Source organism: Methylophilus medardicus, assembly GCF_006363955.1.
Classification (GTDB): Bacteria; Pseudomonadota; Gammaproteobacteria; order Burkholderiales; family Methylophilaceae; genus Methylophilus; species Methylophilus medardensis.
Genome location: NZ_CP040948.1, coordinates 1,563,411 through 1,578,351, shown reverse-complemented (window position 1 = coordinate 1,578,351; position 14,941 = coordinate 1,563,411). Strand labels below are relative to the sequence as shown.

The window sequence follows — 14,941 nt, the reverse complement described above, 5'->3', positions numbered from 1 at the left end:
CCTCAGGGCTTGGTAAGTCTGGTGGTGTTACCAATGCCCTGTGGTGATCAGTTGGTAAATAAAATAAACGCCAACCAACATCATGATGTAAACCGGGAGGTCACTGGCTGCGCGGCGTTGTTGGCTGCTAATGTGCGTGATATAACGATGAAACGCAATCAGCACAACTGCTGCAATAAAAGTCAGCACCCCGTTCATCGGCGAGGCAGTAAGCCACGCCCACCAATCGGCAGGGCCTTGTTCGCCACTAAATAAATGCACGGCGATACCGATCAATGCGCACAGCATCAGCCCCAAGGTAATGAGTGCTTGCAGTATTTTCCAGGCACTGTCTGGTCGGATAGTACGGTTTTTGCTATAACGATTTGGATCCATACAGCGCCCCTTTAGCAACGATCAAACACGAATCAAGCAGTGTTAGTGCTGCAGCGGTTTGCTATGCCAATTTGGCATCACCGCTTAGCTATTATTCGTGCCTATTGTAGACGGATTAGCCGGTAAATAGCTGGCCGGATCGACCGGTTTCCCTTTTTGCCGAATTTCAAAATGCAGCACCGGCGATTTGTTGTTGGCGGCGGCGGGCAAGTTGGCTAATTTTTCGCCAGCGCTGACAAACGCACCTTCTTTAACCATCGAGTTGCCTTGGTGGGCATACACTGAAAGCAGGTTGCTATTGTGTTTGATGATAATGAGTTTGCCATAGCCACGCACATCCATGCCGCTATAAATCACCTTACCGGCACCTGCAGCGAGAATGGTTTGACCCGCATTGCCGTTAATATTCAGGCCCTTATTGGTTTGTGGGTCAAAGCCAGCGCCTACTTTACCGCTGAGTGGCCATTGCCATTGAATGTCATTATCGCCGATGGTTTCTAAGTCGATGTTACTGACCGTTTTGGGCGAATCGCTAGTGCTCGTCGCCGTCTGTTTTGGCTCGGTCGGCGCGGCGTTTGCGTCATTATTGCTGCGCATCTCCGGCCGACTGATGGCTGCGGTGACCACTTCAGCATCGTCTGGCGAACTGCTGACGTCATTGCCTTTTGTGGGGGTTGTGGCGGCATTTAATGGCTTGCTACTGAGATTCAGCACTTGTCCAATATGGATCTCGTAGGGTGCCTGTAGCTGATTGAACTCGGCAAGTTTCATGAACGGCACACCAAACTTGCGGCCGATACTATAAAGCGTGTCGCCTTTTTGCACCAGATATTGATTAGCACCCAAGGGTGTTGGTGCGGGTGTCTTGTTATCACTGGCACTTGGGCTACTCGTCACTGGTGCGGGCGGCATCGGTGAGTTTAATGCACAAGCGGTGAGGACTGAGGCTAGGGCGAATCCCGTAATGATAGAACGACATTTCATGATAAGGCGGTGCCTCCTAACAAAGGCACAAACTTCACTGGCTCTAGTGCGGTTTGTTGCACCCCTTGTGCGGTGCGCTCGATTAAATGCAAGACCTGCTCTGTGGTGCCCACCGGAATCACCATCCGACCACCGACAGCCAGCTGCTCCACTAACTCTTGCGGCACATGGCTGGCGGCTGCCGTGACCATGATGGCATCAAACGGACCGTAGTTTTTTAAGCCCAGACTGCCGTCAGCATGATCCAGTTTGACGTTGGTGCATTTTAATGTGCGCAAGTGGTTTCTCGCCTTCATCACCAACGGCCGAATGCGTTCCAGCGAATACACCTCTTGGCTAACACGCGACAACACCGCTGTTTGGTAGCCGCAACCGGTGCCAATTTCGAGCACTTTATTCAATGGTTGGCCATTGCGTAAGATTTGTGTCATTTTAGCCACTATATACGGCTGAGAAATGGTTTGGCCGTAGCCAATGGGCAATGAAACATCTTCATAGGCCCGGATAGATAAGGCCTCGTCGACAAAAATATGGCGCGGAATATCGGCCATTGCAGCGATCACCGTTTCGTCCTGAATGCCTTGTTCACGCAGACGGGTGAGCATGCGCTCACGCGTGCGAGACGATGTCATGCCTATGCCGGTTTTATTTGATGTTCTAGGAATCGCCATAATACTTAATTCTTGGCTTGCAGCCATTGTTGCATGGCAGCAATTTGAGAGTGTCTGGTCAAGTCTACTTGAATCGGGGAGATGGACACATACCCTTGTGCCACGGCATGAAAGTCAGTCCCTTCGCCACCGTCATTCGGTTGACCTGCGGCACCTACCCAGTAAACGGTTTCACCGCGCGGTGTTTGTAGCTGGATCACCGGTTCGGCTTTGTGACGCTTGCCCAGGCGCGTGATTTGATGCCCTTTGATCGCTTGCAGCGGCAGGTCTGGCACATTGACATTGAGCAGGGTGGGCTCGGTAAACTCACTGTGATTATATTTTTTGACTAAGTCGACAATAATGCTGGCGGCCGTGTCAAAGTGCGATGGCTGATGCTGTGCCATGGAGACGGCAAACGATGGGATGCCCAACAAATAGCCTTCAGTGGCGGCAGCAACGGTGCCTGAGTAGATGGTGTCATCCCCCATATTGGCACCATCATTGATGCCGCTAATGACCATGTCTGGCATTTCTTGCATCAAACCGGTCAACGCGATGTGCACGCAATCAGTGGGGGTGCCGTTCACATAAAAAAAACCATTGGCGGCTTGCTTGACACTTAATGGTCTATCTAGCGTGAGTGAGTTGCTGGCACCACTGCGGTTTCGTTCGGGGGCAACCACTGTAATATCAGCGATTTTACTGAGGTGCATGGCCAGGATATTCAACCCGGGGGCCAAGTAACCATCGTCGTTAGATAACAGAATTTTCATGCCAGATATTATATAAGGTTTACCCGGCTTGTCAGCGCCTCATCACGAAAGATTTTATGCAGTGTATGGGCGCCTGATCGCGCGTGCTATTCGGCGGTTAGGCCGGTTGATAACGACTGGCCGTGTATTTGGCATACACAATGACACTGGCAAAGAACACCACGCTTAAGGCGACTTCAGTGACCGCCAGCCAGCGTGAGAGTCCGGTTTCTGACCAAGTTCTGACCACGCCCTCGGTAAAATAAAACAAGATGAGCATGCCAGACCATTGATAGGTGTAGCGCTTACCCCGCAAGATGCCAAAGACCGGCAACAATAAAGGCAAGCTTTTGAGAAACAACAAGCTGCCGCCGGCTCGCAGTGGCGCCAAAAAGATTTCCCAAGCCAAGCATAGTGAAATCAAGCTGACTAAACTAACGCTAGCTGACAGTCGACTGAGGTTTAATAGACGACTAATCATGATTTACACGCCTGTGACAAACGCACCAACGCTTTGCGCGCATCCATGGCATTGCGCACTGGTTCTTCAAAGGCAAAGCGCAACAGCCCCTGTGTTTCTTCTCCCTGATGGTAACGCACATCAAAGCCTTCGGCATCAATGCCGATCATTTCAGCGTGATCTGCTTGAATGTTGTGCACATGCTGACAATATTGCAACAAGCTGTCTTTATGGTCTTCATTCATGTGCGTGACGATTCCGCCTTCTTGCGCAGCTAGCATGCTCTCTGCCAGGTCTGCATTGAGCGCGTCACCTTCAAACCAACCCATGCGGCCAAAGCCCGCAATGTAGCGGACTTGCTCAATGTGAATCCGATAAAAATGAAAATCATGCATATCAAAATACCCCGCGGCTTGTGGCAGATATCGCAGATAGCGTGCGCGCAGATCTGCATCTAGTTTATCGCAAGGTAAGGCTTCTCCTATTAGGGTGAGGCGCGCATTGGCTTGCAAGTCGTCCGCGCCAGAAAACACCAGTAGCGAGACTTTGGCATTTTCAAGAATGTTTTTCGTGTGTTCGGCAATCGTGCTGATCAGCAGCACCGGTTCTGCCAGTTGGTTACAGACAAAGGGCGCCACTGAGCCAAAAGGAAAGCCGGGATATTTCATCGAGTGTGTCGACAGGATGGCATGGCGGGTTGAAAATAAAAACTGACGGGCTTCATGGGCGAGGGCAGCAGACATAGGTGATATTTCCTGACAAGCGATTATTGCAATTTGAGTGCAGTTTCGGCCAAGCGTTTCCCTAACGCCATGCACAATTTTTTCTCATCCTCTGAGATGGGCTGGTCATCCAGCGCCCCGCCGATGTGGCTGGCACCATAAGGCGTGCCCCCCGTTTTGGTGGTGCCAAGCTGTGGTTCGGAGTAGGGTAGGCCCACCATCAGCATGCCATGATGCATCAGCGGGATCATCATAGTCATCAAGGTCATTTCATTGCCGCCATGCAATGAGCCGCTAGAGGTGAACACCGCCGCGGGTTTGCCTATGAGGGCTCCTTTGAGCCACAAACCAGAGGTGCCATCGAGGAAATATTTCATCGGCGCGGCCATATTCCCAAACCGAGTCGGGCTGCCAATGGCCAACCCGCTGCATGCTTCGAGGTCTTGCAGACTGGCATAAGGCGCTCCGGTGGCGGGAATCTCCGCCTCGGTGGCTTCACACGTCGCTGAGACTTTAGGCACCGTGCGCAGTCGCGCCTTGGCGCCGGGGACGCTCTCCACCCCGCGTGCGATTAATTGCGCCATCTCTCTGACGGCGCCTCCTTGCGAGTAATACAGCACCAGAATTTCACTCATTTTTTGCGTTTATCTTTCACGTGTTGTTTTTTGGTATCTAACTCAAATAAGCCGATGGTTTGAATCAGCTCGCTGAACTTCGCATAGCCATAATTTCTGGAATCAAAGGCCGAATAATTTTTAATGATATGTTTTTTGACTTCACTCAAGTTGGCGAAACTGTCATCGTCTGACAGCGCCTCAATCGCCGACCGGATCAGTGACACCAGTTTGGCGTCCATCGCTAACTGTTGCGAGGTTTTTCTGACAACCGGGCTGAGCGTGATTGGTTCATGGGGTGTGGCGGGCGGCTTGCTACCAGTGTCTGCTTTTTCAAGCGGCGGTTTGTCTGTGGCTGCTAAGGGGAGCGTGTCTTCAAGTTCGGTCTTTTTATCTTGTGACAGAATCTCAATAAACACAAATTGATTACACGCCGCGCGCAGCGACTCGGGTGTTTTGGCCTCGCCGAAGCCATATACCCATTTGCCTGATTCGCGAAAACGAATCGCAAGCCGAGTGAAATCACTGTCACTCGAAACGATACACACGCCATCGAGGGGCGCGGTATACAACAGGTCCATGGCGTCAATAATCAGCGCACTGTCGGTGGCGTTTTTACCCTTGGTATTGGCGTATTGTTGCATGGGCTGTATCGCATGCTTGGGCAGCACTTCTTTCCAGCGACTCAGCTGGTGCTGGGTCCAGTCGCCATAGATTCTGCGAATACTGGCATCCCCAAATTTGGAGATTTCCTCAAACAGCGCGTCAATGATTGGAATCACGTTGAACGTGTTGTCCGCATCGATGAGCACGGCAAGTCTGGGATTGGTTTTATCACTACTCATAGGGAAGGCTCAGTTAGTCAAAGCTAAACCCATAAAACACATCCAGCGCATTGTCTGAGCCGGTTCTGGTTTCGATGGAGATGCGTTTGGTCAGTTGGTAGGTGAGTTTACCAACATTTAACAGGCCGACAATGCTTTTTTCGTAGCCGACAACCAGTCGCTGATTGATTCTTTTGCCAACACTGACCGCGTAATTGGTGGGGCCAGTTCCGCGCACATCAATGCTGTCAAGGCCCACGGCTTGCGCAATCTTGGTTTGCAATGAAACCGAATCGCCCTGAGATAACAATGCGCCAGCAGCCACAGAGAGCAAGGCCATGTCACTTCCGCCGACCTGCGACATCGGTTGCCCCAGCACTAACAGTGCAATTTTGTTTTCGTTGGTGGTGTCTGGCGTCGCCACTAGTTTTAGTTGCGGTGTTTGCAGGCTACCGTTTATTTGTATGCCGACTTTGGTGCTCTCCACTTGCCGGGTCGCTAAAACGTCTAAGCCGATATTGGGTAGTTTTCCACTAAAAATTAGTCGGCCGGTTTCAATGTTGAGTGATTGCCCATAGGCGATGTAGGTGCCGGTGATGTCTAGCGTGCCGGCCGCCGCTAGGTCACTCAAGCTGCCATTCAGTTGCATATTGCCACTCAATGCGCCATTCAAGCCTTGGCCGCGCAACATAAATTGTTCGGATTCTTTGAACGGCAATACTAGGGGTTTATCACCAAAGTCGAGTGAAAATTGCTTGAAGGCGAGGGATGACACCGACGTCGGCGGGGCGGCTTGTGGCGAGGCGATCACTACGTCTTCATCGAGCGTCGGTTTGTCTGCTTTAGGCAGTTCAAACAGGCCTTTGTGGATATTTAATTTGCCACTAAGTGTGGTTTGCTCGGGCGTCATGCGGATGGTGGTGTCACCGCTCATTTCCACCCAGCGGTCAACTCTCGATAGCGCTTGTAGCCGCTTCATCTGCAGCGCGGCATCCAGTTGCCATCGGTCTTGTGACAAAGCGAGCTTGCCGTGGCCATCTAACTCGCCTGTTTTGCCAGCAAAATGTAGCTGATCAATTTCTATTTGGTCATTTGACAGCTTGGCATTCAAGCGGCCATCTGCTAGCCAAAGCCCTTGGGAGGGTATCTGTAAGGCTAAGTCTTTGCCTTGAAGGCTGCCTTGCAGTTGTGGCTGTGCGATCGTGCCATTGGCCCGCATCGCGATGTGCAATTGCCCTGCGGGCTGGTACTCAGGCATCAGCTTTGCCAGCCAGCCCAGTTGGGTGATTTCGCCATTCAGTTCGGCCGTGACGGGAGCCGTGCGTGTAATTGCTAAGCCATGCTGCGTGGGGGTGACCACCGTATTGCCCGCCAATTGCAGATCCATGGCGCCATCCGCCAGCAAACGGGCTTGACCGCTGACACGGTTATTGTGGACATTGATCTCTGCCAGCATAGACTGTAAACCCAGTCCTAACCAGCGTGCTTGGTTGGTATCGTATGTCTGCCAGTCACCAGCGGCACGGTCTAGGTGAAATGTGCCGTTGAGTTGCGCATCTAATGCCATTGACCATTGTGCCGAGATACGCAGGTGCTCCGCAGGGAGGGCTGGTGTTTGCGCAGGCACCCACCAAGCCATGATCGCTTGCAGTGGAAACGCACGAAGTGAGCCTTGGGTGGTGAATTGTACTTTTTCTGCCGGCTGTTGCGTGGCTGGGTCAGCATTGATTGCCGGACGATAGACCAATTGATCGATATTCAGTTGGCCTGATAAGGCGTCAATCACCAAGCCCTGCAAACGAAAGCCCTGTGTGCTTTGCCAGCGCAGGCTGGCGGGTTTTGCCAGTTGAAATAGCTGACCGTCTTTGTCTTGCAATTGTGTGAGTTGTGCCTGCCAGGTATCGTCTTGCCAACGGCCTTGTGCCGAGATGCGCAAATGCCTCGCCAATAGAGGATCTGTGTCGGCAACGTCCAGCGTGAGTTGATGCTGACGGAGCGTGCCGGTTAACGCAAGCGCGGCCTCAATTGGTGGGCTATCGGTGCCGCGCGCGTTCTGTTGTGATAAGCCATGCAAAGTGAGGTGGTTTTCTAGCGACGCATCCGGGTCACTGCCAGCTTGCCCCTGTGCTTCAAAGCCTGCTAACAACAGGCCTTGCGGAAGCGCCAACTGTTGCCCTGCCAATTGATAAGTGCTTGAAAAACCGTGTTCGGATCGCTTAATCGTCCCCGCGCCCTGCAGTTGACCGGCAAACCCCGGCATTAATTGTTCTACATTTGCTAGGTTGGCTTGCCAAGACAGTTGGGTCTGGTTGTGTCCTGTGCTATCAGGGCGTGCCTTGACGCTCAATGTGTTTTTATCCAACTGTGCCTGCAGATCCAGCGTGGTCAAGCGTGCGCCTTGCAAGCCGGCGCTGCCGTGTAATTGCAAGGGTTGACCTTGTAAGTGGCTTTTTTCCGCATCCAGTGTCGCCAGTATTTCGCCTTGCGCCGTCAGGCTGCCCTCTGCCACGATTTTTAAATCCATACGGCCAGCCAGTTGCGGGTGGATGTGCTTGGCTTGAAACTGGTGCAAATGCACGAGCAAATGGCTTTGACGCGTTTCGTTGAGGCCAATGCTTGCGTTGATTTGCAGCATATCTTCTGCTTGCCCCTCAGCCGGTACGATGACAAAGGGTCTACCGTTGGGCTGATAGTGATGATTGGCAGTCATCTCTAACTGTGTCAAATTGCCAGTGAGCGCAGTGTGCAAGTGGTAAGGCATGGCGGCCTGTGGTTGCTGAATATCCATCCAGCCGTCAAGTGCAAAGGGGGCGGCATTGTGCATCCTGAAATGCGTACTCACCTGACCCCATGGGCTTTGCGCTCCGGCAATACGGAATTGCAAGGCCTGATTGTCTGCATCCAAGTCAAAGTGAATCTGCCGAATGTGCGAGGTGTTTTGACCTTGCACGATGGTGAGCCGATCAATTTGACCAGACAATAGATGCAAGGGCAGGGGAATGTGAATGTGAGCGGGCAAAGCGCTTTGCGCGCTCGCTGGCGTCGGCGCATCCTCATTCGCTGGCTTGAATCTCAAGGTGATTTGTCTGGCGCGAAAATGTGAAACCGTGAGTTCACCGGTAGGTGTGATCCCTAAGCGCATATTCGAATCGATGCCTTCGACGCTGAGTGTGGCATTGCCAAGATCAGTGTCGAATGTTTTCAACTGTGTCACCAGCAGGATATTGGCTGCCCACACTATTTGTGGCGTGATGATGAGTGACAGACATAACAAACCAGTCAGTGCTAGCGTGAAAAGTCTTTTGAGGCGGTGAGCGACAGCCATTAAAAATTCACCCCTAGATTAAAGTGCAAACGATAGTCGTCGGTTTTTTCGCCATAGGCAACGTCGACGCCCACGGGTCCAATCGGACTGCGCCAGCGGACCCCGAGGCCATAACCCAGCGCCGGTTCATAGTCTTTCCAGCGATTTGCTGCGTTACCGAAATCGACAAACATGGCGGCACCCCATGACGCGGTCAGCCATTGTACGATTTCGCTACTGCCGGTAAGTAGCACGCGGCCGCCGATGGTGGCATCGGCTTCTTTGACCCCGAGCGATTGAAAGGCATAGCCACGCACCGATTGGTCGCCACCGGCGCGGAACAAGTAAGTCGCGGGCACGCTGCTGGCGCCGGTGACAGCGCCCACTTCAAGCCGGCCCAGCCATTGAGTGGAGGTGGTCAATGGATAAAAGCCCTGTATGCGGGCTTGTGATTGCAAGAAACGGCCATCAGATAAGCGGTCCAATGGCGCGAATTGAAACTGCGTATTGAAAATCCAGCCTTTGGTCGGCGCTAGGGTGTTATCTAGTTTTCGCATGTTCAAGCCATAAGCCAAGGTTGCCGCCTTGTTGAATTGAGACGATTCGCCATCCACCGTCAAAAATTCATACAATAAGTTGGCGCCGATGAATTGCTCAAATACCCTGGGTTGGCCCCAATAGCGGCGCACCCCGTTTTGCACCGCGGTGGTGATTTGCCCCTCAAGGTCTGTGCGGGTGACGCTGTTTTGAATACTATCTCGGTAGCCTTTTTCATCAGTCAAAAAACCGATGTTGGAGGTGGCGGCTTGCAGTCGCTGTTCTAACCGGATGCTGCTATCCCACAGCAATCCGCGGTCAAATAAATCGCGGTCGGTGTAATTGAATACGATGCGTGCGCCGGTGTTGGTGCTCGCGCCGACCCCAAAACGAATACTTTTTTGTTCTAGTTCATGCACCGTGACATCGACATCTGCGATATGGTCTGCCTGCAGCGCGTCGGTGTTCGCGGCCACCTCAACTGCACGAAATTTTCCGCTACTCATCAAGCTGTTCTGCAACGTCAGTAAATCCGCCTGACGATAAGGAGCACCCGTGCTTAAGGTGTTGAGTGGCCTCAGTTGTGACGCTTGATAATGTTGCAAACCATGAAAATGCACTTGCCCAATGCGTACGGCAGGCCCCGAATCTAAGCTGATGGTGATCTGGACTTGTTGCGTTTGGGGATTCACCATCGCTTGTGAACGGGTCATTTTGGCATTGGGAAACTCGGCGCGGAGTAAGCTTGACAGTATTCCGCGCTTGGCCGCGCTCCAGGCTTGTTGCGTAAATGGGCTATTCACTGGCAACGACCAGTTTGTTTGCGCTGCTGCATAGAGGGTTTGATGCGCGGGTTGTTGAATCTCGCCGGCGATGGTTAGCGCGACGTTACTCACAATTGCCTGTGGCGGCAGCGCAATTCGAAATTCTGCGAGATGTGCGGCTGGCTGATACACCTGCGCTTTGGTGTTGAAAAAGCCGGCCGTGGCAAGCAAGTCAGCAATGTCGCGTGGTGTTTTTTGCACCAGTCTGCGCCATTCACTGTCATTCATGCGGGGATTTTGCATAGCCTCGTGTAGGCTTAGATGCGTCTCTAACAATTCCTGAAGGGACGCGGTTTGCGCTGGTGGCGCGTCCGTGACGAGCGAAAAACGCGTTTTGTAAATGCTACCGGTATTGACCTCAAACCAAGGCGTCTCTTGCGCGAGGGCATTCATGCTGAGCAACAAGGCAATTATCCTGAATAGCCAGTGCCGCAGACAATGTAAGCCCAGCTTACCTAAGCAGCGCAACCAAGTGTGCGCTGCTTTTTCTAAAGCGGGAGGTTTGAAATAAAGCGCAAATGAATCCCGGGTCAAATCGATCAGGTTTAAATGTGTTTCACCAGTTGACTGGCCTTGCCAGTGTAGGTGGCAGGGGTCAGCGCAAGTAGCGCCTGCTTGGCTTCAGCAGGAATCTGCAGGGTTTCAATGAAACTATGCAACGATTGTTGGTTAATGCCCCCTTTGCCACGCGTCAGCTCTTTTAACTGCTCGTAAGGGTTCTCGATGCCATAGCGACGCATCACGGTTTGGATCGGTTCTGCCAATACTTCCCAGCTGTGGTCCAAGTCTTCTTGCAAGCGTTGTGGATTGATTTCTAACTTGTTCAGGCCACGCAGGCACGAATCGTATCCAAGCAAGGTGTAACCAAAGGCAACGCCCATATTGCGTAATACGGTAGAGTCTGTCAGGTCGCGCTGCCAGCGAGAGATCGGTAACTTCTCGGCCAAGTGACGCAATACCGCGTTGGCCAGGCCTAGATTGCCTTCCGAGTTTTCAAAGTCAATCGGATTGACTTTGTGCGGCATGGTTGACGAACCGATTTCACCTGCTTTGACTTTTTGTTTGAAATAACCGACCGAAATGTAGCCCCAGATATCACGATTGAGGTCGATTAAAATGGTGTTGATACGCGCCAATGTGTCATACATTTCGGCCATATAGTCGTGCGGCTCAATCTGAATCGTCATCGGGTTGTATGTCAGCCCCAATGACTCGACAAATTGTTTGGCAAACTGCTCCCAGTCAACGTCTGGATAAGCAGATAAGTGCGCATTAAAGTTGCCGACAGCGCCGTTGATTTTGCCCAACACCTCATTGGCTTGCAGCTGTTTTAATTGACGTTGCAAACGGTATACCACGTTAGCCAGCTCTTTGCCCATGGTGGAGGGGCTGGCGGTTTGGCCGTGTGTGCGTGACAGCATCGGCTGGTCGGCTAATGCATGTGCCAGTTCGGTCAATCGCGCGATCACCGCTTGCAATTGCGGTTGCATTACGGCATCGCGAGCCGCTTTGAGCATCAGCGCATGTGAGAGGTTGTTAATGTCTTCAGAGGTACAGGCAAAGTGAATAAATTCACTGGCTTTTTTGATTTCCGGATTGCCATCAAACTTTTCTTTAAGCCAATATTCGAGGGCTTTGACATCGTGATTGGTGCGGGCCTCAATGGCTTTGACTTGCGTTGCATCCGCTTCGCTGAAGGCGCTAATGGCCGCATCGAGTTCGGCCACGGTTTCTGGGCTAAACGGCGCGATTTCGCTCAAGGCAGGCGCTGCACTGAGGGCTTTCAACCATGCAACTTCAACCAGTGCTCTGTATTTAATCAGCGCATATTCGCTGAAGAAAGGCCGTAATGGGTCAAGCTTAGATTGATAGCGACCATCCAGCGGTGACAATGCATTGAGAGAAGTGAGAGACGTCATGAGCGGAAAACTTATGGATGCAAAAAAACGATATTTTACCCAATCCAGCCGCACTTGTCTTTGTCGAATGTCTTTTGCCTCTGATCCCGAGGCAGATCGCTTGTGCTGAATTTGTCGATTAAATCCACTTTGTTTGGTAAATTGTGTTTGATTTCACAGTGACATAATCGAAGGCGAAGAATACATTTCACATGATAAGCCACGCCACGCCCAACATCGCTCGTTTGCTGACAGGACTCTGTTTGTCCTTGTGTCTGCTATGGACGCAGCTGTTGGCGGACGATTATGTGTTGGCGATGCTTGAAAAAATTAGGCAGCGGTATGGGGAAGAGGCTTATCAGAATATCAATCGACTCAATGAGGTATTCTCTCAAATCGCTGGTGCCAGCGAAATGACCAAAGTAGGCATGGTCAACGATTTTACCAATCAGCATGTGTTGTTTGTAGATGACAGCACACTGTGGGGTAAGGAGGATTATTGGGCCAGTCCATTAGAAACCTTTGGCAAGGGCGCGGGTGATTGTGAAGATTTTAGTATTGCAAAATATACGCTGTTAAAGAAGCTTGGTGTGTCGCAAGATAAGCTGCGATTGACGTATGTGCGGGCACGTATGCCGAGTGGGTTCATCCGGCCGCATATGGTGTTGGCTTACTACTCGAACCCGAGCAGCGATCCATTGATTCTCGATAATCTTAATTTTGAATTATTACCTGCCTCCAAGCGCAGTGATTTGTCACCGGTATTTAGTTTTAATGATAAAGGATTGTTTGTAGCCAATAATCCGAATATGCGGGCGGGTTCGCCTGCTAATATTTCAAAATGGCGAGATGTGTTGACGCGTATGCGACAGGATGGGCTGGAATGATTAAAAACCTGTTAGAAATGTGGTTATTGATAGGGGTTAGTGCTAGGCTAGTTGTCGAAGCCTGTATGCACGTCGGGTTGTTGCTGGGTCTCACCCTGGAAAGTAAGAGGGCTTTCAAATGTCTTTGGTAAAACAAATACGCATTGCGATTTCGGTCATTATTTTGATGGTGGCTGCCGGGTGCCTGTTCTTGGGTGTCTACGATGATCATCGCTTTATGGCTGAGCAACTGCAAAAGAAAAATAACGATAACGCCAACGGTCTGGCGATCACGCTTTCAAACATTCAAAAAGACAATGTCACGGTAGAGTTAATTGTCAGTGCGCAGTTTGACATGGGACATTATCGCCGTATTGCGATTGTTTCCCCCGACAATACACTCATGATCGAGCGTGTGAACCGTCACCCCCACGCCAATGCACCGGCATGGTTTCAATATTTGTGTGCGGTCGACATTCAACCTGGGGTCGCCAATATTCAATCCGGCTGGCAACAATATGGCACCCTGGTGCTAGAAAGCGAGGCTTCGCTCGCCTACGACCAATTGTGGGATACCTCTCGGCATGCCGTGTTGTGGACGCTGGTGGTGGCTTTTCTCAGTTATATCGTCTCAGGATTGTGGCTGAAAAAGATATTGAAACCGCTAGACGACGTGATTGCGCAAGCCGAGGCATTGGGTGACCGTAAATATATTACGATTGCAGAACCTGCCACTGAGGAATTCAGAAAACTTGTACAAACCATGAATATGCTTTCAGAGCGTGTGAAGTCTATGGTGACGGCAGAGTCGGAGCGGCTGAATACCTTTAATCAACAAATTAACTATGATGAAGTGACTGGCTTGATGAACCAGTCCCACTTTACCAATTCGGCCTCAGTGGCGTTGAAGCACGAGGGGTTTGTTGAGGGCATGTTGGTATTGGTGCAATTACGCAATTTACCCGAGATTGATAAGCAATTGGGTTACAGCATGACCAACCAGCTGATCAAAAAGGTGGGCGACGCATTGCAGCAACAGATGACTCATTACCAGGACGTGATTTGTGGTCGTCTCGCAGGGGGTGTATTCGGCATCTTCAGTCGTCAGCCGCTGGATGATTTTGCGGTCACCACTGAGCTGAAACTAGTGCTTGAAAAGCTCAATGCTGCGCAACAATTGCTACAGTTTCAGTTTGTTATCACGCACACCAAAACTAAAAAAGGCGATGATTTTGCCGACATTCATCGGGTCATGGAGTTTATTCTAGACTTGGCAGAGGATCAGACGGCCGTGCCAATGCGGGTCATGAATGCGAATAGCATTGTCACGTCTAGAAAAAATTACCTCAATCAATGGAAACAGCAATTCTTGCAAGCCATTGAGCAAAAGCAGATCAAGCTGGCGTGTTATCCCGTCATGCAACGCCATCAGCAGCTCTATCATTATGAGTGTCCGTTGCGTTTGCACATTGATGAAGGCGACCAATGGCTGGCGGCTGGTGCCTTTATCGATTGGGCCAGTCAGCTGGACATGATTAAAACCTTAGACGGCATGGCGCTCGAGCACGCAGTCGAGATGCTAAGCAAAAACACGGCAAGCTTGAGCGTGAATGTCTCTGCCGCGGCGATGCGCAGTGACGAATACCGCGATAAATTGCAGGCATTGATGCTCACCGTCAGTCAGCCCGCCAGATTGAGTTTTGAGGTGGCAGAAGAGGCCGCGTTTAGCGACTTTGGCAAGTTTAAAGAGTTTGTCAATTTAGTGAAAACACTCGGCTGTATGGTGGGGTTAGAGCACGTGGCTACCCGCCTCGCACAATTGGGGGATCTGCATGAACTTGGTTTGGACTATGCGAAGTTTGACGCCTCACTCATACGAGATATTCATTTGCGCCCTCAACAACAGTCCTTGTTGCGCGGGTTGTGCATGATGGTGCGCACGATGGGCATTGTGCCGATTGCCGAAGGTGTGCAGGATCAACAAGAACTAGATAGTCTGAATGCGATCGGCATTGAAGCGGTCACCGGGCCTTTTGTGCAAGAAAGTTTACAATTTGGTGAAGTATAACAATTGTTAATTTTTGTAATTATGGGGTGTTATGCCATATACTTATCGATTTGAAATTCG

General features: G+C 51.2%; 13 protein-coding genes. 2 read left to right on the top strand and 11 right to left on the bottom strand.

Annotation, left to right across the window (positions count from 1 at the left end; genetic code table 11):
• Window positions 1-27: 27 nt before the first annotated feature.
• The 11 genes from FIT99_RS07585 to purB all read right to left on the bottom strand — a co-directional run bounded on the left by FIT99_RS07585 (window position 28) and on the right by purB (window position 11,968).
• Window positions 28-375 carry a hypothetical protein gene (locus FIT99_RS07585; protein WP_140003730.1) on the bottom strand — a complete coding sequence of 116 codons (348 nt, stop codon included), beginning with the start codon at window positions 373-375 and terminating at the stop codon, window positions 28-30.
• An 84-nt stretch (window positions 376-459) separates the two neighbouring features.
• Window positions 460-1,359, bottom strand: coding sequence for a peptidoglycan DD-metalloendopeptidase family protein (locus FIT99_RS07580; protein WP_140003729.1), 900 nt, complete (start codon window positions 1,357-1,359; stop codon window positions 460-462).
• A complete protein-coding gene (locus FIT99_RS07575) occupies window positions 1,356-2,030 on the bottom strand; it encodes a protein-L-isoaspartate(D-aspartate) O-methyltransferase (RefSeq protein WP_189524721.1) in 675 nt (224 codons plus the stop codon). The genes FIT99_RS07580 and FIT99_RS07575 overlap by 4 nt, the downstream gene beginning before the upstream one ends.
• A gap of 5 nt (window positions 2,031-2,035) precedes the next feature.
• A complete protein-coding gene (gene surE / locus FIT99_RS07570) occupies window positions 2,036-2,785 on the bottom strand; it encodes a 5'/3'-nucleotidase SurE (protein WP_140003728.1) in 750 nt (249 codons plus the stop codon).
• Between the two features lie 97 nt (window positions 2,786-2,882).
• On the bottom strand, window positions 2,883-3,245 hold the full coding sequence (locus tag FIT99_RS07565) for a DUF2069 domain-containing protein (RefSeq protein WP_140003727.1): 363 nt from the start codon (window positions 3,243-3,245) through the stop codon (window positions 2,883-2,885).
• Entirely contained in the window at window positions 3,242-3,967 is a 726-nt protein-coding gene (locus FIT99_RS07560) for a HugZ family pyridoxamine 5'-phosphate oxidase (protein WP_140003726.1), read from the bottom strand. The genes FIT99_RS07565 and FIT99_RS07560 overlap by 4 nt, the downstream gene beginning before the upstream one ends.
• Window positions 3,968-3,990: 23 nt before the next feature.
• Window positions 3,991-4,581 (bottom strand): NAD(P)H:quinone oxidoreductase, encoded by a 591-nt coding sequence (wrbA, locus tag FIT99_RS07555; RefSeq protein ID WP_140003725.1) that lies wholly within the window; start codon window positions 4,579-4,581, stop codon window positions 3,991-3,993.
• A complete protein-coding gene (locus tag FIT99_RS07550) occupies window positions 4,578-5,405 on the bottom strand; it encodes an NYN domain-containing protein (protein ID WP_140003724.1) in 828 nt (275 codons plus the stop codon). The genes wrbA and FIT99_RS07550 overlap by 4 nt, the downstream gene beginning before the upstream one ends.
• A 13-nt stretch (window positions 5,406-5,418) precedes the next feature.
• Entirely contained in the window at window positions 5,419-8,709 is a 3,291-nt protein-coding gene (locus FIT99_RS07545; protein WP_140003723.1) for a translocation/assembly module TamB domain-containing protein, read from the bottom strand.
• Window positions 8,709-10,454 carry an autotransporter assembly complex protein TamA gene (locus FIT99_RS07540; RefSeq protein ID WP_223261146.1) on the bottom strand — a complete coding sequence of 582 codons (1,746 nt, stop codon included), beginning with the start codon at window positions 10,452-10,454 and terminating at the stop codon, window positions 8,709-8,711. Before FIT99_RS07540 ends, FIT99_RS07545 begins: the two co-directional genes overlap by 1 nt.
• A gap of 140 nt (window positions 10,455-10,594) precedes the next feature.
• Window positions 10,595-11,968: an adenylosuccinate lyase gene (gene purB / locus FIT99_RS07535; protein ID WP_140003722.1), complete on the bottom strand. Its 1,374-nt coding sequence runs from the start codon at window positions 11,966-11,968 to the stop codon at window positions 10,595-10,597.
• Between the two features lie 191 nt (window positions 11,969-12,159).
• On the opposite strand from purB, the gene FIT99_RS07530 reads away from it, so the two are divergent.
• Complete coding sequence (locus FIT99_RS07530) at window positions 12,160-12,834, top strand: transglutaminase-like cysteine peptidase (RefSeq protein WP_140003721.1); 675 nt, start codon at window positions 12,160-12,162, stop codon at window positions 12,832-12,834.
• Window positions 12,835-12,952: 118 nt separating this feature from the next.
• Window positions 12,953-14,881, top strand: coding sequence for an EAL domain-containing protein (locus FIT99_RS07525; protein WP_140003720.1), 1,929 nt, complete (start codon window positions 12,953-12,955; stop codon window positions 14,879-14,881).
• Window positions 14,882-14,941: the final 60 nt, after the last annotated feature.

Excerpts from the sequence above, each read along its gene's own strand:
- FIT99_RS07585 (WP_140003730.1), bottom strand. The coding sequence starts at position 375 with ATGGATCCAAATCGTTATAGCAAAAACCGTACTATCCGACCAGACAGT.
- FIT99_RS07580 (WP_140003729.1), bottom strand. The coding sequence starts at position 1,359 with ATGAAATGTCGTTCTATCATTACGGGATTCGCCCTAGCCTCAGTCCTC.
- FIT99_RS07575 (WP_189524721.1), bottom strand. The coding sequence starts at position 2,030 with ATGGCGATTCCTAGAACATCAAATAAAACCGGCATAGGCATGACATCG.
- surE (WP_140003728.1), bottom strand. The coding sequence starts at position 2,785 with ATGAAAATTCTGTTATCTAACGACGATGGTTACTTGGCCCCCGGGTTG.
- FIT99_RS07565 (WP_140003727.1), bottom strand. The coding sequence starts at position 3,245 with ATGATTAGTCGTCTATTAAACCTCAGTCGACTGTCAGCTAGCGTTAGT.
- FIT99_RS07560 (WP_140003726.1), bottom strand. The coding sequence starts at position 3,967 with ATGTCTGCTGCCCTCGCCCATGAAGCCCGTCAGTTTTTATTTTCAACC.
- wrbA (WP_140003725.1), bottom strand. The coding sequence starts at position 4,581 with ATGAGTGAAATTCTGGTGCTGTATTACTCGCAAGGAGGCGCCGTCAGA.
- FIT99_RS07550 (WP_140003724.1), bottom strand. The coding sequence starts at position 5,405 with ATGAGTAGTGATAAAACCAATCCCAGACTTGCCGTGCTCATCGATGCG.
- FIT99_RS07545 (WP_140003723.1), bottom strand. The coding sequence starts at position 8,709 with ATGGCTGTCGCTCACCGCCTCAAAAGACTTTTCACGCTAGCACTGACT.
- purB (WP_140003722.1), bottom strand. The coding sequence starts at position 11,968 with ATGACGTCTCTCACTTCTCTCAATGCATTGTCACCGCTGGATGGTCGC.
- FIT99_RS07530 (WP_140003721.1), top strand. The coding sequence starts at position 12,160 with ATGATAAGCCACGCCACGCCCAACATCGCTCGTTTGCTGACAGGACTC.
- FIT99_RS07525 (WP_140003720.1), top strand. The coding sequence starts at position 12,953 with ATGTCTTTGGTAAAACAAATACGCATTGCGATTTCGGTCATTATTTTG.